Raw genomic sequence first — 21,710 nt, forward strand, 5'->3', positions numbered from 1 at the left:
GACATGCTGCTGGAAGAGCATGGCGTCTACGTCCAGCCGATCAACTATCCGACCGTGCCCAAGGGCACCGAACGGCTGCGCTTCACCCCGTCTCCCAACCACACCGACGCCATGATGGACGACCTCGTCCGCGCCATGGACGCCCTGTGGACTCACTGCAATGTGGCGCGACTCCCTGCCGTCGCCTGAGCCTGATCCCGGCGAGGTCATCGTCGAACTGACCCGTAATGGGCCGTACCTGAAATGCTCGGCGATCCATGTGGCGACCGGTATCGAGGCCTCGGCCGTCGGTCCGGTCAACGAGCCCAAGGGCCTGGAGCGGATCGCCATCGCCAAGCTGAAAAGGGCGCTGGCGTCGCGCTGACCCACCAGATGTTGTGGTCGGTCGGCCGTGGGCGTAGAGAAGTCGCCTGTTTCGGCGCAACTCTAGTATCGGGGCTCCTTCGTGACCGCCTTCACCCACGACGCCTATTTCTCGAAGAGCCTCGCCGAGGCTGATCCCGACATCTTTGCCGGGATCCAGGGCGAACTGGGCCGCCAGAGGGAGCAGATCGAGCTGATCGCCTCAGAAAACATCGTCTCGAAGGCGGTGCTGGAGGCGCAAGGCTCCGTCCTGACCAACAAATACGCCGAGGGCTATCCGGGCCGACGCTATTATGGCGGCTGCGAATATGTCGATGTGACCGAGACCATCGCCCGCGAGCGGGCCAAACAGCTGTTCGGTTGTGCCTTCGCCAACGTCCAGCCGCACTCGGGGGCCCAGGCCAACCAGGCGGTCTTCCTCGCCCTGCTGACGCCCGGCGATACCTTCCTGGGCATGGACCTTGCGGCCGGCGGCCATCTGACCCACGGATCCCCTGCCAACCAGTCCGGCAAATGGTTCCGGCCCGTGACCTATACGGTGCGGCAGGACGATCATCTGATCGATTATGACAACGTCGCCGAGATGGCCGAACGGGAAAAGCCCAGGCTGATCATCGCCGGCGGCAGCGCCTACAGCCGGCATATCGATTTTGCCCGTTTCCGCGAAATCGCCGACAGCGTCGGGGCCTATCTGATGGTCGACATGGCCCATTATTCGGGACTGATCGCCGGCGGTGTCTATCCCGATCCGCTGCCCCACGCCCATGTGGTGACCAGTACGACCCACAAGACCCTGCGCGGACCGCGCGGCGGCATCATTCTCTCCAACGACCTGGAGCTGGGCAAGAAATTCAACTCCGCTGTCTTCCCGGGCCTGCAGGGCGGGCCGCTGGAACACGTCATCGCCGCCAAGGCCGTGGCCTTCGGCGAGGCGCTGAAGCCCGGGTTCAAACTCTATGCGCAGCAGGTCGTGGACAATGCCCGGGCCATGGCGGCGGTTCTGGTCGAGCGTGGGACGGCCATCGTCTCGGGTGGCACCGATAGCCATCTGATGCTCGTCGACCTGCGGCCCAAGGGCGTGACGGGCAAGGCCACTGAGGCGGCCCTCGAACACGCCCTGATGACCTGCAACAAGAACGGTGTTCCGTTCGATCCCGCCCCCTTCACGGTGACCTCGGGTGTCCGTCTGGGGACCCCGGCGGGGACCACCCGCGGCTTCGGTGTGGGCGAGTTCCAGCAGGTCGGCCACTGGATCGCCGATGTGATCGACTCGATGAAGGGTACGGACGAAGCGGACGCCGGCGTGTCGAAACGGGTCGCAGACGAGGTGCGGGACCTCACGCGTCGTTTCCCAATCTACGGATGAACCTCTGATGAAATGCCCTTTCTGCGGACACCAGGATACCCAGGTGAAGGACAGCCGCCCGTCAGATGACGGCGCGGCCATCCGTCGCCGGCGATCCTGTCCGCAGTGCAGCGGGCGCTTCACCACCTTCGAGCGGGTTCAGCTGCGTGAGCTGATGATCCTGAAGCGGAATGGCCGGCGCGCGCCGTTTGACCGGGACAAGCTGGAACGGTCGCTCAACGTCGCCCTGCGCAAACGCCCGGTCCAGGCAGAGCAGATCGAACAATTGGTCAGCCGCATCACCCGCCAGCTGGAAAGTCTGGGCGAGACCGAAATCCCGTCCTCGACCGTCGGCGACTTCATCATGAAGGCGCTGAAGTCGGTCGATGAGGTGGCCTATGTCCGGTACGCCTCGGTCTACAAGGACTTCCGCCACACCGGTGATTTCGCCCGGTTCCTCGGCGACGAGGGTCTGGACGAAAACTGATGCATCCCGACCCCGACGGGATCGCCGTCACCCTGAAGCTGGCGACGTCACTGGACGGCCGGATTGCGACCGCGTCCGGTGAAAGCCAATGGATCACCGGCGAGGTGGCGCGGCTCGAAGTCCATCGTCTGCGTGCGGCGCATGATGCCGTCCTTGTCGGCGTCGGGACGGTGTTGGCTGACGATCCCGAACTGACGGTGCGGCTGCCCGGTCGCCCGGTCGATCAGCCGCTTCGTGTCGTGCTGGACAGCCGCTTGCGGACGCCTTCCAGCGCGAAAGTGGCGAGCGGCGGCGACAGTCTGATCCTGACGGTCGCCGAGCCCAGGCCCGTCGGCAGTGCCCGGGTCGAACGGGTCGAGTCAGACGGGGCCCGTCCGTCCGTGGCCGCCAGTCTGGCGGCGATGAAGCGTCACGGCATCACATCTGTCATGATCGAGGGCGGCGGAGAGGTAGCGGCGAGCTTCCTCCGGGCCGGCCTGGTCGACCGCCTGGAATGGTTTCGCGCGCCGATCCTGATCGGCGGGGAAGGGCGGCCGTGTGTTGCGGCGCTGGCCCTGTCGCGGCTTTCCGATGCCCCGCGGTTCCGGTGCCTTGCGGTCGAGCCCTGCGGTGACGACCTGTGGGAACGCTACGAGAGAGACTTCTGAGCCCATGTTCACCGGTATCGTCACTGACATCGGCCGGGTCCGTTCGGTCCGCCAGACCGAGCGCGACCGGCGCTATGAGATCGAGACTGCCTGGGACACGACGGGCATCGACCTCGGTGCTTCCATAAGCCACGCGGGCTGCTGCCTGACAGTGACCGAAAAGGGCCCCGGCTGGTTCGCCGTCGAGGTCTCGGGCGAGACCCTGTCGAAGACGACGCTCGGCGACTGGCGCGAGGGGCACCGCGTAAATCTCGAGCGCGCCGCCAAACTGGGCGATGAGCTGGGCGGCCACATCGTCTCGGGCCATGTCGACGGACTGGGCCGGGTCGCCTCGGTGACGCCCGAGGGCGGGTCCCACCGGATCGACATTGAGGCCCCGGCCCCGCTGCACCGCTATATCGCCGCCAAGGGCTCGATCACGGTCGACGGGGTGTCTCTGACGGTCAATGCCGTCGAGGGGCCGGTCTTCGGGCTCAACATCATCCCCCACACCTGGCAGGCCACGACGCTCGGCGGGCTGAAAGCCGGCGATGCGGTGAATCTCGAAATCGACATGCTGGCGCGATACCTCGCGCGGTGGCAGGAGACGGCATGATGCAACTGGCCGCCAACATGAACGACAGTCCGATCAGCCCCATCGAGGCCATCCTCGAGGACGCCCGCAACGGCAAGCCCTACATCCTCGTCGACGCCGAGGACCGGGAGAACGAAGGCGACATCATCATTCCGGCCCAGTTCGCCACGCCGGACCAGATCAATTTCATGGCCCGGCACGCCCGGGGGCTGATCTGCCTCGCCATAACCGCCGACCGCGCCCGCCAGCTGCGCCTGCCGCCCATGGCCGCCGAGAACCGCGAGAGTATGGGCACGGCCTTTACCGTCTCGATCGAGGCGCGCGAGGGGGTCACCACCGGCATATCCGCCGCCGACCGGGCGCGTACCGTTCAGGTGGCGGCGGATCCGACCAAGGGTGCCGACGACATCGTCTCGCCGGGCCATGTCTTCCCCCTGGTCGCCCGTGACGGCGGCGTGCTGGTCCGCACCGGCCACACGGAGGCGGCGGTCGACATCTCGCGGATGGCCGGGCTGACTCCGGCGGGCGTGATCTGCGAGATCATGAATGACGACGGCTCCATGGCGCGGATGCCCGATCTGATCGCCTTCGCCCAGTTGCACGGACTGAAAATCGGCACCATCGCCGACCTGATCGCCTATCGCCGCCGCACCGAACGCTATGTCGAGCGGGTCATGGATACGCCGTTCGACAGCGTTCACGGCGGTCCCTTCCGGCTGATGCTGTACCGGAACACCATCGAGGGGGCCGAGCACATCGCCCTCGTTAAGGGCAAGGTCGAGCCGGGCAAGCCGACGCTGGTCCGCATGCACCAGGTCGATTTCGCAGCGGATATTCTGGGCCATGTCGAGGCGCGCCAGAACTATGTGCCCCGGGCGCTGCAGGCGATCAGCGGGCATGACGGTGCCGGCGTCACCGTCTTCCTGCGCGATCCCGATCTGCAGGGCCTGGCGGAACGTCTGGCCGGGGTCGAAAAGCCTGCGGCCGTTGATCGCTCGATCCGCAACTATGGGGTCGGGGCTCAGATCCTGCTGGACCTCGGCGTGCGCGACATGATCGTGATGAGCTCGACACGCCCCAACCCTGCCGCGCTTGAAGGCTATGGCCTGCGGATTGTCGGCTGGCGCGACATGGACGGAGAAGACCAATCCTGACCGATCCCCCCCGCGTCCTCATCGTCGAGGCGCGCTACTATGATGAGCTGGCCGACGCCCTGCTGGACGGGGCGAAGGATGCCCTGCGCGCGCAGAATGTCTCGTTCGACGTGGTCACCGTGCCCGGCGCGCTGGAGGTGCCGACGGCCATCGCCCTGGCGGTGGAGGCCGGTCGCTATCCGACCGCCCCGCGCTATGACGGCTTTGTCGCCCTTGGCTGTGTGATCCGGGGCGAGACCTATCATTTCGAGATCGTCTCGGATCAGTCGGCGGCCGGCCTCCGCCGGCTGGGGCTGGACGGCGTGATCATCGGCAACGGCATCCTGACCACGGAGGACGAGGCCCAGGCCTGGGCCCGGGCCCGGATCAGCGAAGGCGACAAGGGCGGCGGTGCTGCGCGGGCCTGTCTGGACCTCATTGCCTTGCGCAAGCGGCTGCGCGTAGGACTTGGGGCGTGACCGAACCCGCCAGCCTCCAGTCCGTGCTCGAACAACTCGCCGAGGCCGAAAAGCAACGGGCCGAGCCGCAGCTGACCAGTCGTCAGCGGCGCGCCCGCACAGTGGCGCGTCTCGCCGCCGTCCAGGCCCTGTACCAGATGGAACTGGCCGGCGAGGGCGTGGACACGGTCATCACCGAGTTCGCCAACCATCGCTTTGACGCAGACATGGAAGGCGAACCCCTGGCCGAGGCCGATGAGGCCTGGTTTGCGGGCATTGTGCGGGGCGTGGTCGGGAGCCAGCGTGAGATTGACGCGGCCGTAAAGGCGAGGCTGGCGTCGAACTGGCGGCTGGAGCGGCTCGATTCCACCCTGCGGGCCCTGTTGCGGGCCGGGGCATGGGAGCTGCGCGACTGCCAGGACGTGCCGCGCGAGATCGTCATCGATGAGTATGTCGAACTGGCCAAGGCCTTCTTCGATGATGCCGAGGCCAAATTCGTCAATGCGGCGCTGGACGGTGTCGCCCGGGACGTCCGGCCGAAAGACTGAGGTGAACCCATGCCCGCGGTCGATGTCGCCGGCGAGTTCGAGACCATCCAGCGCCTTTTCGCGCCGCTGGCCCATCCGGAGTGGGGGCGGGGCCTGGCGGACGATGTCGCCGTGGTGCCGTCCAGGACAGGCCATGATCTGGTTCTGACCAAGGACGCGATCGTCGAAGGCGTGCATTTCCTGGCCACGGACCCGCTCGATACGGTGGCCCGGAAGCTGATGCGGGTGAACCTGTCCGATCTCGCGGCCAAGGGGGCCGATCCTTTTGGCTATCTGCTGGCCTGTCATTGGTCGTCGCGCTGCGGCTGGCCCGAACGCATGGCCTTTGCGGACGGTCTGCGGGCGGACCAGGCGGGGTTCGGCGTCTCCCTGTTGGGGGGCGACACGGTCAATACGCCGGGGCCGGCCAGTTTTTCGATGACCCTGCTCGGCTGGGTCCCGACCGGGCGAACGGTGGGTCGGGCCGGTGCCCGGCCCGGTGATCTGGTCTTCGTCACCGGTTCGATCGGCGACGGCTGGCTGGGTCTGGAGGGCTTGCAGGGCCGGTTGTCGCTGGCTGCCGGGCAGATCAGCGCCTTGTCGGCCCATTACCGGACGCCGACGCCGCGCGTCGACTTTGCCCTGCCGATACGGGACCTGGCCACCGCCGCCGTTGACGTTTCGGACGGCCTGATCGCTGACCTTGAACATCTGGCCGTGGCCAGCGGCGTTCGCGTTGAGATCGACCTCGAGACGGTCCCCCTTTCCGCAGCCGCCCAGGCCTGGCTCAACGGCCGGGCTGATGCGCAGGCGGCGCTGGAGACGCTGGTCACGGGCGGCGATGATTACGAAATCGCCTTCACCGCCCCGGTGGGCGCCGAGGCCGGGCTTCAGCGCGAAGCGGCACTTCGACATCTGCGCCTGACCCGGATTGGCCGGGTCACGAGCGGCCAGGGCGTTGCCGCCTGCTTCGGCGGCCAGTCGGTCACATTCGTCCGCGGGGGTTTCAGGCACGGCTGACAACCATTTCTCAAGGCGTCGGCGTCATCCTGTCATCATGCGCCGTCGTGATCTTGTTGCCACCGCCGCCGTCCTTGCTGCTGTCGCCCGCCCGGTGCTGGCGGAAGAGGCCCCTGCGGCCGGCCAGAACCTGAACCTCAACATGCCGGGTATCGGCCTGCCGGTTATCGTGGGCGGAAGACTGCGCAACTATGTCTTTGTCTCACTTCGACTGCATCTCGGCGGCGCAGCGACGCCGCAGACGATGCGGGCCAAGGAGGCCTTCCTGCGCGACGCCCTGGTCCGGGCGGCTCACCGGACGCCGTTCGTGGTGGCGGACGACTGGAACCGAATCGATACGGCGGCTGTCTCAGCCAGCCTGATGCGTTCGGCGGCGACCATTGCCGGGCGCGGTCTGGTCACGCGGGTCGAGGTTGTCACCCAGGCCCCGCGCCAGCGGATCCGCGTTGTGGCCGACTGATCAATATCGCCTGTTGCGTCGCCAGCCGGGATTTGGCACGTTTCCGCCGCAATTCCCCAAGGACGCAACATGCGTCCGGTACGCACGGGGGGACCGGAAGGCGGAAAGAGGCGTCTAACGCCCACCGCGCCAAGGGACCGGGCGTTTGAAGATCACAGGATTTGGAAACGTTATGAGCAACTATCTGTGGCTGGTCATCGCCGCAGGCGCGCTGGGGGTCCTTTACGGACTGGTCCAGACCGCCTCGCTGATGAAGGCCAGTACCGGCAACGACAAGATGCGCGAGATCGCCGCGGCGATCCAGGAAGGCGCCTCGGCCTATCTGCGGCGGCAGTACACCACCATCGCCATGGTCGGCGTGGTGATCCTGGTCGCCGCCTATTTCCTGATCGGTGAATGGGCCGCGATCGGCTTCGTCATCGGCGCGGTCCTGTCAGGCCTGGCCGGTTTCGCCGGTATGCTGATCTCGGTACGCGCCAATGTGCGCACCGCGCAGGCGGCGTCGGAGAGCCTCGGCAAGGGTCTGGACCTGGCGTTCCGCTCGGGTGCCATCACCGGCATGTTCGTGGCGGGCGGCGCGCTGCTCGGCGTGGCCGGCTATTACGCCATCCTGACGGCGGGCCTGGGCTTTGCGGCGACCAGCCGCGAAGTCATCGACGGCCTCGTGGCCCTCGGCTTCGGTGCCTCGCTGATCTCCATCTTTGCCCGTCTGGGCGGCGGCATCTTCACCAAGGGTGCGGACGTCGGCGGCGACATGGTCGGCAAGGTCGAGGCCGGTATCCCCGAGGATGACCCCCGCAACGCCGCCACCATTGCAGACAACGTTGGCGACAACGTCGGCGACTGCGCCGGCATGGCCGCAGACCTGTTCGAGACCTATGCGGTGACCACGGTCGCCACCATGGTGCTGGCGGCGATCTTCTTCCGTGACCAGCCCTATGTCGAAACCATGATGCTGTTGCCGCTGGCCATCTGCGGCATCTGCGTGGTGACCTCGATCATCGGCAGCTTCTTCGTCCGTCTGGGCAAGAGCCAGAACATCATGGGCGCCCTGTATCAGGGCCTGATCGTCACCGGCGTACTGTCGGCGATCGCCGTCTATTTCGTCATCGATGCCCTGCTGCCGGGCAATGCGGTCGTCACCGCGTCGGACGGCCTGCAGATCAAGGCCATCAACCTGTTCTGGTCCGGCATGGTCGGCCTGCTGGTCACCGCTGCCATCGTGGTGATTACCGAATACTACACCGGCTCGAACTTCCGCCCGGTGCGCTCGGTCGCCAACGCCTCGGTTTCAGGCCACGGCACCAACGTCATCCAGGGTCTGGCCGTCTCGCTCGAGTCGACCGCCCTGCCGGCGATCACCATCATCGTCGGCATCGTGGCCTCCTATCAGCTGGCCGGTCTGTTCGGCATCGCCATCGCCACCACCACCATGCTCGGTGTGGCGGGGATGATCGTGGCGCTGGACGCCTTCGGTCCGGTCACCGACAACGCCGGTGGCATCGCTGAAATGGCGGGTCTGCCGGCCGAGGTGCGTCATTCGACCGACGCCCTCGATGCGGTCGGCAACACCACCAAGGCCGTTACCAAGGGCTATGCCATCGGTTCGGCCGGCCTCGGTGCCCTGGTGCTGTTCGCGGCCTATACGTCCGACCTGGACTATTTCGCTGCCAATCCGGACCTGTATCCGTTCTTCGCGGGCATGACCGAGATCGATTTCGGCCTGACCAACCCCTACGTCGTGGTTGGCCTGCTGTTCGGGGGGCTGCTGCCCTTCCTGTTCGGCGGCATGTCGATGATGGCGGTCGGCCGCGCGGCCGAGTCGGTCGTGGCCGAGGTGCGTCGCCAGTTCCGCGAGAACCCGGGCATCATGACCTATGAGGTCAAGCCCGAGTACGGCAAGGCGGTGGACATCCTGACCAAGGCGGCGATCCGCGAGATGATCGTGCCGTCGCTGCTGCCGGTGCTGTCGCCGATCGTCCTGTTCGTTGCGGTGCTTTCGATCTCGGACAAGGCCACGGCCTTCGCCGCCCTCGGTGCCATGCTGATGGGTGTCATTGTGACCGGCCTGTTCGTGGCCATTTCGATGACCTCGGGCGGCGGTGCCTGGGACAATGCCAAGAAGGTCATTGAAGAGGGCTTCACTGACAATAACGGTGTCGTCCACGGCAAGGGCTCCGAGGCGCACAAGGCCGCGGTGACCGGCGACACGGTCGGCGATCCCTACAAGGATACCTCCGGTCCGGCGGTGAACCCGATGATCAAGATCACCAACATCGTGGCCCTGCTGCTGCTCGCAGTCCTGGCCAGCGGCAAGGTGTTCTAGAACGGCGTTCCAAGCCTCCCGGCTCCGGCCGGGAGGTGACACGGCCCGGAATGAAGAAGGCCCCGGAGAGCGATCTCCGGGGCCTTTTTCTGTTGCTGTCTCCCGAACGGAGCGGGCGGCCGGACCTATTCCCGGCGCTGCTGGCCCGGGACGTCCTCGTCCGTGCGGGGCAGTTGGCCGCGGCCGACGTTGCCGAGCAGCTGCTCGAGGATCGTCAGCTGACGCCCGCGGGTCGGGGTCTCGCGCTCGTTCATGGCCACACGCTGGCCGTCATCGAGGCCCAGGGTGCGGACTTCGGACACAAGACCCGCGTCATTGAAGGTGATTTCCGTCACCGATCGCTGGGTCACCTGTGCCCGGTTGTAGGTGTATTTCTCGGTGACCTGGCTGATGTAGTACCAGACGTTGTCGCGTTCGAAGGTCGAGGTCGTGGAGGGGGTTCCCAGACGGGTCAGGACCGTCTGTTTGGTGTCCGTGCCGGCGACGATGTCCGTGGGCTTGGCGTCGATCGCCTGAAAACCGTTCTGTCCCACGACCGGCGCGCAGGCGCTGGTCAGGGCGAGGGCCGCTGCGGCGGTGATCAGGAGGTTGGTACGGAGCATTTGCGGTGCCTGCGACTTCAACAAGGTCTTTGACCTAACCGGACCCGAGCCTTAGTTCAACGGCACGGCGGAAAAGGGGCCGTTTGATCATGCTTCAGAATCTGTTCCGAACCCGTCTCCGCGAGCGTCTGGGCCAGCCGCTGTATGAGGCGGCGGTGCGTCAGGCGCGCGATCCGGCCTTCTACACCCGGCTGGGCGTGGCCGATCGGATCGACGCGCGTTTCGAGCTCTATACCCTGCATGTCCTGCTCCTGATCATGCGCCTGCGTGACGAGGGCGACCACGGTGCCGAGATCGGACAGGATCTTTTCAACGTCTATGTTTCGGCCCTGGACCATGCGCTGCGCGAACTGGGCGTGGGGGATGTCTCGGTGGGCAAGAAGATGCGCAAGCTGGGCGAGGCCCTGTATGGTCGGATGGCGATCTATGAGCCCGCCCTGCGCGATGGCGATGCGGAGGCCCTGGCCGCAAGCCTGGCCCGCAATGTCTATGAGAGCGAGATCGCCACGACCGGAACGGCGCTGGCTGCCTTCGCCCTGTCCAGCCGCGCCCGACTGGCGGAACAGACCCTTGACGCCGTCGTCAGGGCCCCGGCCTGGGCGGAGATAACCGCATGACCCTTCCCGACCTGCCTTACAGCGAGCCTGTCCGCCTGCACCAGCTGGGCAGCGGGGTGAAGCGGACCCTGGAGCCCGATGCTTCGACCCGGGCGAGGATTGTCAGGGCACTGGATCTTGCCTCACTGGAGGCCTTTACAGCGGAGATGGAACTGGTGCCGACGGCGGCGGGCTGGCGCCTTTCGGGCCGGATTCGGGCCAGCCTCGCCCAGACTTGCGGCATCACACTTGAGCCGCTTCCGATCGAGATCGATGCGCCGTTCGCCCTGACCCTGGCCGAGTCGGTGGAGGAGGACTCTGAAGAGATCATCATCACCCTCGACGACGAATCGCCCGACCTGATCGAGAACGGTCAAATCGATCTGGGCCAGTATGCCGTTGAACAATTGGCGCTCCGGCTCGATCCCTTCCCGCGCAAACCGGGTGCCGAGTTCGTCCAACCTCCCGAACCTGCTGAAATTTCGCCGTTCGCGGTATTGAAGCAACTGCGGGCTTCTGACGAAGGTTGACGTAAGGGCGGCGTGGTTGCATCCCCCCGATGCGGCGCTATCGTCGCCAAAACTGACAAGCGCCGGGCTGACGGCGCGACGGAGTCGAAACGACTTGTCATCCCCAATCCTGATTTCGCTCGATGCCATGGGCGGCGACTACGGTCCGTCTGTCGTAGTCCCCGGTGTACGTGATTACCGAAACCGTCATGGCGGCGAGGGTGTGCGCTTCATCCTGCACGGCAACGAGACAGCGATCCGCGCCGAAATGGCCAAGGCCGGCCTGACTGATGCGGTCTGTATCGTGCGCCACACCGAAAAGGTCGTGGCCATGGACGAAAAGCCCGCCCAGGCCATGCGCAGGGGCAAGGGGTCCAGCCTCTGGAATGCCATTGAGGCGGTCAAGTCGGGCGAGGCCGCTGCCGTGGTCTCCGCGGGCAACACCGGCGCCCTCATGGCCATTTCCAAACTGCTGTTGCGCATGTCCGCGCCGGGGCTTGAGCGTCCGGCCATCGTCGCCAGTTGGCCCACCCCGAAGGGCTATACGGCCGTGCTCGACGTCGGTGCCAATATCGAGAGCGACGCTGCCCAGCTGGTCGAGTTCGCCATCATGGGCGAGGCCTTCATGACCGCCGTGCACGGGGTTGCGAACCCGACCATCGGCATTCTGAACGTCGGTTCCGAGGACATGAAGGGCCATGAGGCGGTGCGCGAGGCAGCCCGTCTGATGCGCGAGGGTGGCTTCGGGCTGGACTACTACGGATTCGTCGAGGGCACAGACATCTCCAAGGGCACGGTGGATGTGGTTGTGACCGACGGCTTCACCGGCAATATCGCGCTCAAGACGGCTGAGGGGCTGGCCAAATTCATTGCCGCGCTGATGAAGGAGGCCCTGACTTCCAGCCTCATCGCAAAACTGGGTGCCCTGCTGGCCATGTCGGCCTTGAAGAGGATGAGCCAGAAGATCGACCCCAACGCCATCAACGGCGGCCCTCTGCTCGGACTGAACGGTGTGGTGGTGAAAAGCCACGGCGGGGCCACCCCGGGCGGTTTCGGTGCCGCCATCCGGGTCGCCGTCGAACTGGGGCGTAGCGACTATATGGAACAGGTAGGGGCCAATCTGCAGCGGCTGACCGCCCTGCTTGCGCGGCCCGATGTCAGTTCGGCGGAAGAGCCCGTCGGGGAGAATACCCAGTGAGCGTCGTCAGAAGCGCCGTGACCGGCGTCGGCTCCTTTCTGCCGGAACAGGTCGTCACCAACGCCGATCTCGCAGAAATCGTCGACACATCGGACGCGTGGATCCAGGAACGGACCGGCATCAAACAGCGGCATCGCGCGCACGACGACCAGCCGACCAGCGATCTGGCCACGGAAGCTGCCAGAAGGGCTCTCGTCGACGCCGGCCGGACCGAGGCTGATGTCGATCTGATCATTGTGGCGACCACGACGCCCGACATGACCTTCCCGTCGGTCGCCTCGATTGTTCAGCGCAAGCTGGGCGTGCCGGTCTGTATTGCCTTTGACGTCCAGGCGGTCTGCTCGGGTTTTGTCTATGCCCTGAGCATCGCTGACGGCTTCGTTGCCCGTGGGCAGGCGAGATGCGCACTGGTCATCGGGGCCGAGGAGATGACCCGGCTGATGGACTGGACTGACCGGTCCACCTGCGTCCTGTTCGGAGACGGGGCCGGTTGTGTGGTGGTCGAACCGCGCGAAGGGCAGGGGACCAAGGCTGATCAGGGCGTGCTGGGGTTCGCCCTGCGCTGCGACGGCACCAAGACCGACCTGCTTTATGTTGATGGCGGCCCCGCAACGACCGGAACCGTCGGCCATCTTCGCATGGCCGGGAACCAGGTCTTCCGCCACGCCGTGGTCAATATTGCAGAGGCTGTCACCGCGGCCTGCGTCGCCTCGAATATCGAGGTGGCGGATGTCGACTGGTTCGTACCGCATCAGGCCAATCAGCGGATCATCAAGGGCGTCGGCGATCGCCTCGGCCTGGACGAAAACAAGGTCATCTCGACTGTGGCCCTGCATGCCAATACTTCAGCGGCCTCGATTCCGCTGGCCCTTGATGCGGCGATTCAGGACGGTCGGATCAAGCGCGGGGATCTCGTCCTGCTGGAAGCCATGGGCGGCGGGTTGACCTGGGGGGCCTGCGCGTTTCGCCTTTAGGACGATTTCCGGCTTTCCATTTGACGACGCTTGGCCTTTTATGTGGGGCAACCGACCTTTGAGGGGAGTGGACCTTTGGCCGAACACCAGACCCTGACGCGCGCGGACCTTTGCGAAGCCGTGCACGAGGAGGTGGGGCTGTCCCGCCAGGAGTGCTCGACCCTGGTCGAGCGCACGCTCGAGCTGATCATTGAATCCCTGGAACGGGGCGAGACGGTAAAACTGTCCGGCTTCGGCGTCTTTCAGGTCCGCGAAAAGCGCGCCCGCATGGGCCGAAATCCCAAGACCGGCCAGCCTGCGGCCATCCATCCCCGTCGCGTCATCAGCTTCCGCGCCTCGCAGATCATGAAGGGCCGGGTTCACGATGCGGTCGTGAGCGTCTGACGCCTGTGGCCAAGAGCCCCAACGCCTTCCGGACCATTTCAGAAGCGGCCACAGAGGTCGGTGTGCCGCAGCATGTGTTGCGCTTCTGGGAAACGAAATTTCCCTTTCTGACGCCCCTGAAAAGAGCGGGCGGGCGCCGCTTCTACCGACCGCAGGATGTGGTCCTGTTGAAGGCGGTGAGACGGCTGTTGCATGAGGACGGTCTGACCATCAAGGGCGTCCTGCGGCTGCACAAGGACCAGGGGACCAGGCGTCTGGCCCACTATGGCGACCCTGACGGTACGGTGACGTTCGATCCTGAGGGTTCCGATCCGGCACCGACTGCGCCTCCGGCGGCGGCAGGCCTGTCGTCGATCCGCCTGCGTCAGGTATTGGCCGAACTGGAAGGCGCACGGGCCCGGCTTGAGGTCGTCCTGTCGAGAAGCGCCTAGAGCAAGGTCGGCCTTGCCGGCCGCGCTCCGGCACGACCCCGATTTCGCTTCAGCTTCATGCGGGAGCCCGATTCGCGGTGTCGATGGAATCGTGGAGCGTGCCGTCTCGACCGATCGGTCTTCGCCGACTGCTTTTTCGGTTTGCGGCACCGCGAACCCCGTCTATACGGAGCGCCTCTCGGAGCGTGGCGCAGCCTGGTAGCGCACTTGACTGGGGGTCAAGGGGTCGCAGGTTCGAATCCTGTCGCTCCGACCATCTTCCCTATTGAAGACGGTTGGTCAGGGGGCCGCTTTCGGGCGGCCCCTTTGCAATTCCGGCGTCTATTTCTTCGGACCTTCCGCCCAGCTGAGCAGGGGAAGCAGGGGAATGCCCCAGGCGATCCCCGCGACTCCGTAGAAGACCATGTCGAGCCATACCGAGTCGGGCAGGCGGTCGCCGATCGCAATCACGGCCCAGACGTAGAATGCGAGGAAACCGACAGCACCGATGGCGGCGATGAAACGGCGGGTCCGGGGGCCCATTTCAGCGCTTGCTCCGAAAAAGGAAGAAGGCTCCGAGGGCAAGGGTCGCGGCGGCCAGTGACCAGAGGACCCAGGTCCATTCGTTCATCGTGCTGACGCCGAATACACGAACCGCCAGGAACCAGCCCGCCACGGCGGCGACCGCCGAGACCAGGGATGTGGCAAACAGACCCCGGCGGCCGCTGACCAGGTCGGCCAGCCATGACAGGGCGAATGCCCCGAGGGCAGCGAGGATGATTTCGACGTAGGGCAACCCGCCTCTCCAGACTTGCGGCGATCGGACGCCGTAAAGCGACTCGATATCGCGGCACAGCGGGGGCATACCCGCGGGGCCAACGTGATCCAGGATCGCAGGGGCACTGTAACGGTCAGGACGGCAGACGTCGAATGAAGCGTTTCATCGGTAGCGAACAAAACCGCGCGGTCGCGATATGGCTTTTCGGCTGTGCCGCCCTGGTGTTCATCATGGTCGTGGTCGGGGGCATTACCCGCCTGACCGGATCAGGCCTGTCGATCACCGAGTGGAAGCCGATCATGGGGGCGCTGCCGCCGATGAACGCGGCCGACTGGCAAGAGGCTTTCGAGAAATACCGGGCCATTCCGCAGTACACCCAGGTCAACGCCGGCATGAGTCTGGCTGAGTTCAAGGAAATCTTCTGGTGGGAATGGGCCCATCGGTTGCTGGGGCGGGTGATTGGTGCGGCTTTCGCCCTGCCGTTCGCTGTTTTCCTGATCTTGCGCCAGATCCCGCGACGGCTGGTCTTGCGCTGCACCATCCTGTTGGCCCTCGGCGGCCTGCAGGGCCTGATCGGCTGGTGGATGGTGTCCAGCGGCCTGTCCGAGCGGGTCGATGTCGCCCCCGAGCGGCTGGCGACCCATCTCGGTCTGGCCCTGCTGATCTTCATGGGTCTGATCTGGACCGGTATGGAGGCATGGAACGGCGCATCGCACAGCCGTCCGCCGGTGGTCTGGAGTCGCAGCGCGGCGGTGCTCCTCGGCGCCGTCTTCTTCCAGTGTCTGCTGGGCGGACTGGTCGCCGGGGCCAAGGCCGGGTTCATCTATACGGACTGGCCCCTGATGAACGGGGCGGTGCTGGCACCGGTGGATTGGGGCCTGGGCGGTCTGGCCTTCCTGCATGACCAGGCGCTGGTGCAGTTCAATCACCGCATCTGGGCCTATGTGCTGCTGATCGGTGGAACCCTCTATGCGGTACAGGCCTGGCGCTGGCGGCTGGCCGAGGGACTCGGGGCGGCAGCCTTTGCGGTCGCGGGGGCCCTCTGGCTGCAGGCCTTGCTGGGGATTGCGACGCTCATGAGCGCCACACCCCTTTGGCTGGGGGCCCTGCACCAGGCCGGAGCGGCGCTGGTGCTGGCCACGTCGACGCTCAACCTGTGGCTTGTGCGCCGCTCCCAGGCCAGGCTGTTTACGTCCGGATCGAGAGCCAGGGGCCTCTGATCGCGAAGGTGATCCCGGGATACTGGATGTTGACGAAAAGGACTTCCCCGTCCGGCGAAAACACGGATCCTGCGAATTCGCTGTTACCGGTGAAGACATTCCGGGCGATCGTATAGAGCTTACCGTCCGGCGTGACGCCCTTCACATGGTTGCGGATGGATGAGGAATAGTTGTCCTCGCAAACGACCAGATGGCCCCAGGGCGCGACACACAGATTGTCGCCCATATTGATGGTTTTCTCGTCCGTGCTCTCGACAAAAAGCTGAATTCGACCCGGGCTCAGCCGTTCTCCTGCCGAGCCTTCGAAGCGGGACGGGACATAACGCAGGATTTGCCCCCGCTCGATCGGACCGCCGGAGGTCGCGGTCAGATACAGTTCTTCGTCACCCCAGAAGATCCCTTCACCCCGGGCGACCAGGGTCGCGCCGGCGGCGTGACCGCGTTTGCGCAGGTCGCCGGCCGGGCTCTCGACATCCTCCATGTCGATCCAGACGACCTCCCGCCAGTCGCCGACGGACCAGATACGATTTCTGGTGTTTGAACTGTCCGACCCGCGGGCGTCGCGGAAGGCCATCGCCTGCAGTCGGCCGCCCTCGACCAGTTTACCCGGTGTCGTAGGGATAAAGCGGTAGAACAGGCCGTCGGACTTGTCCTCGGTCAGATAGACAATGCCGGTACGGGGATCGACGCAGACCGCCTCGTGCTCAAAACGGCCCATGGCCTTCAGCGGGACCGGGTCGGCCAGGCCGGTGGCGTTCGCCGGGACCTCGAAGACATAGCCATGGTCCTTGGTGACGTCCGCCGAAGCCGAGGTCTCTTCGGTCTCCTCGCAGGTCAGCCAGCTGCCCCACGGGGTTTGCCCACCGCAGCAGTTGGTGCTGGTGCCCGACAGGGACAGGAACTGTCGGACGACCTGACGGGTCTCGAGATCGTAAACCAGGGTCGTCGTGCCGCCCGGCAGCGGCCGACCATTCTTGTAAGTGTCATAGCCCTTGGCCGGGTCCAGCAGTGCGATACGCTCCTGATGGAACCCACCGGGGCCGAGATTGCGGTGCAGGCCGCTTGACCCCTTGAGTTCGTGATTGCGCACCAGGGCGACGCGCGTGCCGTCAAGCTGGAAACACCCCATGCCGTCGAACTGACCCGGCACGAAGAGACCATCGTCCATGGTGTCGCCGCTCTGGGAGATGACCTCGTAGGAAAAGCCCTCCGGCAGATCGAGCAGGCGGTTGGGGTCCGGGATCAGCGGGCCATAGCCGTGGACCTCATTGACATAGGTCTCTTCCGAGGAGGCCGCCTGGGCCGAAACACTGTGGGCCAGGCCGGTAAAGGCAAAGGCGGCGGCGGAGCCGGCGATCAGGTCACGACGATGGGGGCGCATGGGAGGCTCCGATAATGCTTCGGCGCTTATGACCGGCGCGGCGGCCGCGGTCATCATGGTTCTGTGACGCCGCCTGTTCATCTCGCGGTCTGTCCGTTCCTCAGCGCGCGTCCAGCTACCACCGCCTTCGCTCCGAATTTCGCGCGCAGGACATCGATCGCCGTTTCGGTTCTGAGGGCCCGGGTCTCGGCCGTCTCAAACAGGGCATGGGAATCGGGGGCATCGATGACTTCACCCATGCCGATGCCGATCAGACGGTAGGGGCGGCCCAGTTCGGGGGCCATGAGCGTCCGCCCGGCGGCGAACAGGGCGCGGGCGGTCTGCACCGGCTCGGGCAGGCTGATTCGCCGGGTCACGATCTTGAAGTCGGTACGACGGAGCTTGAGCACCAGGACCCGGCTGGCGACGCCGTCTTGCCGGGCCTTGGAGGCCAGCTTTTCGCACAGGGGCCAAAGCTCGGCCTCAAGATCCCCGGCCGTTGTCAGGTCTGTATCGAAGGTCGTTTCGGCACTCATTCCCTTGCGCTCATGGCCGGGATTGACGGCGCGGGCATCACGACCATGAGCGAGATCATGCAGGCGCAGACCGGTCTCGCCATAGCGCCGCACCAGATCCCGGACATCGGCTGCGGCCAGATCGCCGACGGTCGCGTAGCCGTCGCTCTGCAGCGTCTTGCGGAACACCGGACCGACGCCGGGAAGGATGGAGACCGGGCGCGGCGCGAGCACGGCCGGTGCCTCGGATCCCAGCACCGAGAAGCCGCGCGGCTTGTCCAGTTCGGACGCCACCTTGGCGAGAAAGCGATTTGGAGCCAGGCCGATCGAGACGGTCAGGCCGGTGTCTGCCTCAATCTGCTTCTGCAGCCGGATCAGCTGAAAGGCCGGCGAGCCGCCGTTCAACCTCTCGGTGCCGGCGAGGCCGATCCAGGCCTCATCCAGCGACAGGGTCTGGACGAGGGGGGTCAGTTTGCCGACCGCGCCGAATATGGCCTCGCTGGCCGCCATGTATTTGCGGAAGTCCGGCTTGATGACCACGGCCTCGGGGCAGGCCTTCAGCGCCTTGAACATCGGCATGGCCGAGTGAACGCCATACTGGCGGGCGATGTAGCAGCAGGTCGAGACCACGCCCCTTTTGCCGCCACCGACGATGACGGGCCGGTCCCGCAGCTCGGGCCGGTCGCGCTTTTCCACCGAGGCATAGAAGGCGTCGCAGTCCAGATGGGCGATGGTCAGCTGGTCCAGCTCGTCGTGGCAGACAAGCCGGCGCGAGCCGCAGGCCGGGCACCGTTCGACCCCTTGGTCGCCGGTATGGAGGCAGTCACGGCAGATAGCGCGGATCGACACGGGAGTTCCAAGGCTGGCTTCACCCCAACTTAAGACCCGTCCGGTCAATGTGCACGAAGAAGGTGCCGAGCCTCCGGGCAGCCGCACCGGGAGACGATCAGGCCAGGGTGATGATGTCCAAGAAAGTCCTCATCGTCGAGGATAACGAGCTGAACATGAAGCTCTTTCATGATCTGCTCGACTCGCAGGGCTACGAAACGCTGCAGACCCGCGAGGGCTTGCAGGCTCTGGCGCTCGCGCGGCTCCACAAGCCCGACCTGATCCTGATGGACATCCAGCTGCCCGAGATCAGTGGTCTGGAAGTCACAAAATGGCTGAAGGACGACGAGGAACTGAGCCATATTCCTGTCGTCGCGGTCACCGCCTTCGCAATGAAGGGCGACGAGGAGCGGATCCGCAGCGGCGGATGTGAAGCCTATATCTCCAAGCCCATCTCAGTGATGCATTTCCTCGACGTCGTGCGGGAACATCTGGGTTAGGGACCGAATGACCGCTCGTATTCTTGTCGTTGATGACGTCGAAGCGAACGTCCGCCTGCTCGAGGCCAAGCTGACGCTCGAGTATTATGAAGTGCTGACCGCCGGGGACGGCTCCTCGGCCCTGCAGGTCGCTTATGAAGAGCGCCCGGACATCATCCTGCTCGACGTCATGATGCCGGGTATGGACGGGTTCGAGACCTGCCGCCGGCTAAAGGCGGATCCGGTGACGCGTCACATCCCGGTCGTGCTGGTGACGGCACTCGACGGGCGTGAGGACAAGCTGAAGGGCCTCGATGCGGGGGCCGACGACTTCGTGACCAAGCCGATTGACGACGTCATCCTGTTCGCCCGGGTGCGCTCCCTGCTGCGGTTGAAGTCGGTGATGGATGAGTTGCGCGAGCGCGAGGAAAGTGGCCGTCGGCTCGGCGTCGAGACCGACGGCGCCGGACGTCTGCGCGGCTCGGGCGGACGTATTCTGATTGTGGACGACAATGCGCGTCAGGTGCAGAAGATGGTCGATCATCTGTCGGGCGAGCATCGACCAATGGTCGAGGGCAACCCGGCGGCGGCGATGATCGCCGCGCGCGGACCCATCGATCTCATGATCGTCAATGTTTCCAGCGCCGAGTTCGACGGCCTGCGTTTTGTCGCCCAGACGCGATCGACCGAGGCGGCCCGACGCATTCCGATCCTCGCCGTGGTCGACCCGGCCGATCGCGGCCGGTTGCTGAAGGCACTGGAACTGGGCGTCAATGATATCCTGCTGCGCCCGGTTGACTCCGAGGAGCTCGAGGCGCGCGCCCGAACCCAGATCAAGCGGAAGCGCTACGCAGACTTCCTCAAGCAAAAGCTGGACTACAGCCTGGAGATGGCCGTCACCGATGCCCTGACCGGCCTGCACAACCGTCGCTACATGGCGGGCCAGCTTCAGGCTCTGATGAGCCGGGCCGGGCACGGGGGGGATCCGGTGGCTGTTCTGGTCCTCGATATCGATCACTTCAAACTGGTCAATGACGGGTTCGGTCACGACGCCGGGGATGAGGTGCTGCGGGAGTTTGCGGTGCGCCTGGCGACCAATGTCCGCGCCATAGACCTGCCGTGTCGCCTGGGCGGTGAGGAGTTCGTCGTCGTCATGCCGGGGGCTAGCCTGGAAGACGCGGCCCAGGTCGCCGACCGGATCCGGCGCGACGTCGGGGCCCAGCCGTTTCCGATCATGGGGGGCACTGAGGCCCTGACCGTAACCGTTTCGGTGGGCGTCGCCGCCAGTACCGGAGCCTCCGATACGCCGGACGCCCTGCTGAAGCGGGCCGACGAAGGTGTCTATGAGGCCAAGGCGCGCGGCCGGAACCAGGTCATCGCGCGGGCGGCCTGAAGCCGGCTAACGGCTCATCCATGGCTTGGACTTGCCGGTCGCGATGCGGGCCGCCTGTTCACGCTGGAAACGGCCACCGCGAGGCGGCTTTTCCCGTGCGGCGATGGCTTCCTGCTTGAGACGGAGCGCCCGTTGAACCGGGCTTTCGGGCGGGATCGGCGGGCCGTCGGTCGGGACACTCATCCGGGCAGGTTAGCACGCCCGCAAGGCGGCTGTGCGGGCAAAGAGCGGCTTCAGGCGATCTGGTCCGACAGCGCCTTCAAATCGCGTTCGATCTCTCCGAGGGTCGCCGAGCCGTAGCCGTCCGGATCGCCCGGACCGCTGCGGTAGGTCGCCGAGGCCGCGATGAGGGTCGCCATCAGGTCTTCGAGCGACCTGGCCCTGCGGGCGACACCCAGGGCGATGCCATAGGCCTGATAGACATCCCGACCGACGTTGTGCCCGTCGGCACCGGTCCAGTAGCTGGAACCCAGCCGTTGATCGGCGTCTGCGAGCTGCCGGGCCAGAATGACGATGATCCGGCCGCGATGGCGGCGGAGCGGGCCTTGCCAGGGCTCTGACCCAAGGGCGGAGGCGGTACTCCGGATTGCGGACATCAGTCGGGCCGCGGCCTGTGGCGGGCAGACCGCCATCGCCTCCTCGAAAGACTCATCCGCGGCGTTTCGCGACCCCTGTTGCCCGGCGGTGCGGCGTGCGGTCTGTGTCTTCAACCAGTTCAACATGGACGGAGCCGTCAACAGGCCCTCTGACGGCCCGCGAAGGATTATGGCGGCCCTGCGCGCTGGCGTCAGCCGGATTCACCGGGCCCGCGAAGCGGCCTCCGGGCTCCAAAGCAAAACGCCCGACCTTTCGGCCGGGCGTTTCAAAAAACGGTCAGGAGCGAGATCCTACTTGATCTTGCCTTCCTTGAACTCGACGTGCTTGCGAACGACCGGGTCGTACTTCTTGACGACCATCTTCTCGGTCATGGTCCGGGCGTTCTTCTTGGTCACATAGAAGAAGCCGGTGTCAGCGGACGAGTTCAGGCGGATCTTGATTGAAGCCGGCTTGGCCATCGGAATTACCTTTGCGACGGCGAAAGCCGCTGAAATGAGAGGCGCGGAACATACTCAGGCGCGCTCCAA

29 protein-coding genes and 1 tRNA gene are annotated in these 21,710 nt (G+C 65.6%); 22 read left to right on the forward strand and 8 right to left on the reverse strand.

Annotated features, from left to right (window positions below; genetic code table 11):
• The 12 genes from Q0053_RS02975 to Q0053_RS03030 form a co-directional block, all read left to right on the forward strand.
• A partial coding sequence (locus tag Q0053_RS02975; RefSeq protein ID WP_298095810.1) for an aminotransferase class I/II-fold pyridoxal phosphate-dependent enzyme occupies window positions 1–189 on the forward strand: 189 nt, incomplete at its 5' end.
• Window positions 161–364 (forward strand): hypothetical protein, encoded by a 204-nt coding sequence (locus tag Q0053_RS02980; protein ID WP_298095813.1) that lies wholly within the window; start codon window positions 161–163, stop codon window positions 362–364. The genes Q0053_RS02975 and Q0053_RS02980, both read left to right, overlap by 29 nt.
• 81 nt (window positions 365–445) lie before the next feature.
• On the forward strand, window positions 446–1,729 hold the full coding sequence (gene glyA / locus Q0053_RS02985; RefSeq protein WP_298095816.1) for a serine hydroxymethyltransferase: 1,284 nt from the start codon (window positions 446–448) through the stop codon (window positions 1,727–1,729).
• A 7-nt stretch (window positions 1,730–1,736) separates the two neighbouring features.
• Window positions 1,737–2,195, forward strand: coding sequence for a transcriptional regulator NrdR (nrdR, locus tag Q0053_RS02990; RefSeq protein ID WP_298095819.1), 459 nt, complete (start codon window positions 1,737–1,739; stop codon window positions 2,193–2,195).
• Entirely contained in the window at window positions 2,195–2,842 is a 648-nt protein-coding gene (locus Q0053_RS02995) for a RibD family protein (protein ID WP_298095822.1), read from the forward strand. The genes nrdR and Q0053_RS02995 overlap by 1 nt, the downstream gene beginning before the upstream one ends.
• Window positions 2,843–2,846: 4 nt before the next feature.
• Window positions 2,847–3,437, forward strand: a complete 591-nt coding sequence (locus Q0053_RS03000) for a riboflavin synthase (protein ID WP_298095825.1) — start codon at window positions 2,847–2,849, stop codon at window positions 3,435–3,437.
• Entirely contained in the window at window positions 3,434–4,570 is a 1,137-nt protein-coding gene (ribB, locus tag Q0053_RS03005; protein WP_298095828.1) for a 3,4-dihydroxy-2-butanone-4-phosphate synthase, read from the forward strand. Before Q0053_RS03000 ends, ribB begins: the two co-directional genes overlap by 4 nt.
• Window positions 4,567–5,028 (forward strand): 6,7-dimethyl-8-ribityllumazine synthase, encoded by a 462-nt coding sequence (ribH, locus tag Q0053_RS03010; protein ID WP_298095987.1) that lies wholly within the window; start codon window positions 4,567–4,569, stop codon window positions 5,026–5,028. Before ribB ends, ribH begins: the two co-directional genes overlap by 4 nt.
• The gene (gene nusB, locus Q0053_RS03015; protein WP_298095831.1) at window positions 5,025–5,555 is read left to right on the forward strand and encodes a transcription antitermination factor NusB; all 531 of its coding nucleotides are present in this window, start codon (window positions 5,025–5,027) and stop codon (window positions 5,553–5,555) included. The genes ribH and nusB overlap by 4 nt, the downstream gene beginning before the upstream one ends.
• 9 nt (window positions 5,556–5,564) lie before the next feature.
• On the forward strand, window positions 5,565–6,554 hold the full coding sequence (gene thiL, locus Q0053_RS03020) for a thiamine-phosphate kinase (RefSeq protein ID WP_298095834.1): 990 nt from the start codon (window positions 5,565–5,567) through the stop codon (window positions 6,552–6,554).
• A gap of 37 nt (window positions 6,555–6,591) precedes the next feature.
• Window positions 6,592–7,014: a hypothetical protein gene (locus tag Q0053_RS03025; protein ID WP_298095837.1), complete on the forward strand. Its 423-nt coding sequence runs from the start codon at window positions 6,592–6,594 to the stop codon at window positions 7,012–7,014.
• Between the two features lie 172 nt (window positions 7,015–7,186).
• Window positions 7,187–9,340, forward strand: a complete 2,154-nt coding sequence (locus tag Q0053_RS03030) for a sodium-translocating pyrophosphatase (RefSeq protein WP_298095839.1) — start codon at window positions 7,187–7,189, stop codon at window positions 9,338–9,340.
• 125 nt (window positions 9,341–9,465) lie between these two features.
• Here the strand turns inward: Q0053_RS03030 and Q0053_RS03035 are convergent, their stop codons facing one another.
• Window positions 9,466–9,942 carry an outer membrane protein assembly factor BamE gene (locus Q0053_RS03035; RefSeq protein WP_298095843.1) on the reverse strand — a complete coding sequence of 159 codons (477 nt, stop codon included), beginning with the start codon at window positions 9,940–9,942 and terminating at the stop codon, window positions 9,466–9,468.
• Window positions 9,943–10,031: 89 nt separating this feature from the next.
• On the opposite strand from Q0053_RS03035, the gene Q0053_RS03040 reads away from it, so the two are divergent.
• From Q0053_RS03040 to Q0053_RS03070, 7 genes are all read left to right on the forward strand, one after another.
• Window positions 10,032–10,559 carry a ubiquinol-cytochrome C chaperone family protein gene (locus Q0053_RS03040; protein ID WP_298095846.1) on the forward strand — a complete coding sequence of 176 codons (528 nt, stop codon included), beginning with the start codon at window positions 10,032–10,034 and terminating at the stop codon, window positions 10,557–10,559.
• Window positions 10,556–11,068, forward strand: a complete 513-nt coding sequence (locus Q0053_RS03045; protein WP_298095849.1) for a DUF177 domain-containing protein — start codon at window positions 10,556–10,558, stop codon at window positions 11,066–11,068. Before Q0053_RS03040 ends, Q0053_RS03045 begins: the two co-directional genes overlap by 4 nt.
• 94 nt (window positions 11,069–11,162) lie before the next feature.
• Window positions 11,163–12,245, forward strand: coding sequence for a phosphate acyltransferase PlsX (gene plsX / locus Q0053_RS03050; RefSeq protein WP_298095852.1), 1,083 nt, complete (start codon window positions 11,163–11,165; stop codon window positions 12,243–12,245).
• Window positions 12,242–13,219, forward strand: coding sequence for a beta-ketoacyl-ACP synthase III (locus tag Q0053_RS03055; protein ID WP_298095854.1), 978 nt, complete (start codon window positions 12,242–12,244; stop codon window positions 13,217–13,219). The genes plsX and Q0053_RS03055 overlap by 4 nt, the downstream gene beginning before the upstream one ends.
• A 75-nt stretch (window positions 13,220–13,294) precedes the next feature.
• Complete coding sequence (locus Q0053_RS03060; protein ID WP_298095857.1) at window positions 13,295–13,603, forward strand: integration host factor subunit alpha; 309 nt, start codon at window positions 13,295–13,297, stop codon at window positions 13,601–13,603.
• A 5-nt stretch (window positions 13,604–13,608) separates the two neighbouring features.
• Entirely contained in the window at window positions 13,609–14,034 is a 426-nt protein-coding gene (locus Q0053_RS03065) for a MerR family transcriptional regulator (protein WP_298095860.1), read from the forward strand.
• Between the two features lie 179 nt (window positions 14,035–14,213).
• Window positions 14,214–14,290, forward strand: a tRNA-Pro gene (locus tag Q0053_RS03070).
• A gap of 65 nt (window positions 14,291–14,355) precedes the next feature.
• Here Q0053_RS03070 and Q0053_RS03075 read toward each other — a convergent pair.
• Both Q0053_RS03075 and Q0053_RS03080 read right to left on the reverse strand, forming a co-directional pair.
• On the reverse strand, window positions 14,356–14,556 hold the full coding sequence (locus Q0053_RS03075; protein ID WP_298095863.1) for a DUF2842 domain-containing protein: 201 nt from the start codon (window positions 14,554–14,556) through the stop codon (window positions 14,356–14,358).
• A 1-nt stretch (window position 14,557) separates the two neighbouring features.
• Window positions 14,558–14,809, reverse strand: coding sequence for a transglycosylase (locus tag Q0053_RS03080; RefSeq protein ID WP_298095866.1), 252 nt, complete (start codon window positions 14,807–14,809; stop codon window positions 14,558–14,560).
• A gap of 134 nt (window positions 14,810–14,943) precedes the next feature.
• Here Q0053_RS03080 and Q0053_RS03085 point away from each other — a divergent pair, with 134 nt between their 5' ends.
• Window positions 14,944–16,011 carry a COX15/CtaA family protein gene (locus Q0053_RS03085; protein ID WP_298095869.1) on the forward strand — a complete coding sequence of 356 codons (1,068 nt, stop codon included), beginning with the start codon at window positions 14,944–14,946 and terminating at the stop codon, window positions 16,009–16,011.
• On the opposite strand, the gene Q0053_RS03090 is transcribed toward Q0053_RS03085, so the two are convergent.
• Entirely contained in the window at window positions 15,980–17,392 is a 1,413-nt protein-coding gene (locus Q0053_RS03090) for an alkaline phosphatase PhoX (protein WP_298095872.1), read from the reverse strand. The genes Q0053_RS03085 and Q0053_RS03090 overlap by 32 nt on opposite strands.
• Before the next feature lie 77 nt (window positions 17,393–17,469).
• Window positions 17,470–18,735: a DNA polymerase IV gene (locus tag Q0053_RS03095; protein ID WP_298095875.1), complete on the reverse strand. Its 1,266-nt coding sequence runs from the start codon at window positions 18,733–18,735 to the stop codon at window positions 17,470–17,472.
• 113 nt (window positions 18,736–18,848) lie between these two features.
• Here Q0053_RS03095 and Q0053_RS03100 point away from each other — a divergent pair, with 113 nt between their 5' ends.
• Together Q0053_RS03100 and Q0053_RS03105 are read left to right on the forward strand one after the other, a co-directional pair.
• On the forward strand, window positions 18,849–19,214 hold the full coding sequence (locus tag Q0053_RS03100) for a response regulator (RefSeq protein WP_298095990.1): 366 nt from the start codon (window positions 18,849–18,851) through the stop codon (window positions 19,212–19,214).
• Window positions 19,215–19,221: 7 nt separating this feature from the next.
• Window positions 19,222–20,586, forward strand: a complete 1,365-nt coding sequence (locus Q0053_RS03105) for a PleD family two-component system response regulator (RefSeq protein ID WP_298095878.1) — start codon at window positions 19,222–19,224, stop codon at window positions 20,584–20,586.
• 6 nt (window positions 20,587–20,592) lie between these two features.
• On the opposite strand, the gene Q0053_RS03110 is transcribed toward Q0053_RS03105, so the two are convergent.
• The 3 genes from Q0053_RS03110 to rpmG form a co-directional block, all read right to left on the reverse strand.
• Window positions 20,593–20,769 (reverse strand): hypothetical protein, encoded by a 177-nt coding sequence (locus Q0053_RS03110; RefSeq protein ID WP_298095880.1) that lies wholly within the window; start codon window positions 20,767–20,769, stop codon window positions 20,593–20,595.
• A gap of 50 nt (window positions 20,770–20,819) precedes the next feature.
• Complete coding sequence (locus tag Q0053_RS03115) at window positions 20,820–21,308, reverse strand: hypothetical protein (RefSeq protein ID WP_298095883.1); 489 nt, start codon at window positions 21,306–21,308, stop codon at window positions 20,820–20,822.
• 165 nt (window positions 21,309–21,473) lie between these two features.
• On the reverse strand, window positions 21,474–21,641 hold the full coding sequence (rpmG, locus tag Q0053_RS03120; protein WP_055830646.1) for a 50S ribosomal protein L33: 168 nt from the start codon (window positions 21,639–21,641) through the stop codon (window positions 21,474–21,476).
• Between the last annotated feature and the right edge of the window lie 69 nt (window positions 21,642–21,710).

It is taken from the genome of Brevundimonas sp., from assembly GCF_027487935.1.
In the GTDB taxonomy this organism is placed as follows: Bacteria; Pseudomonadota; Alphaproteobacteria; order Caulobacterales; family Caulobacteraceae; genus Brevundimonas.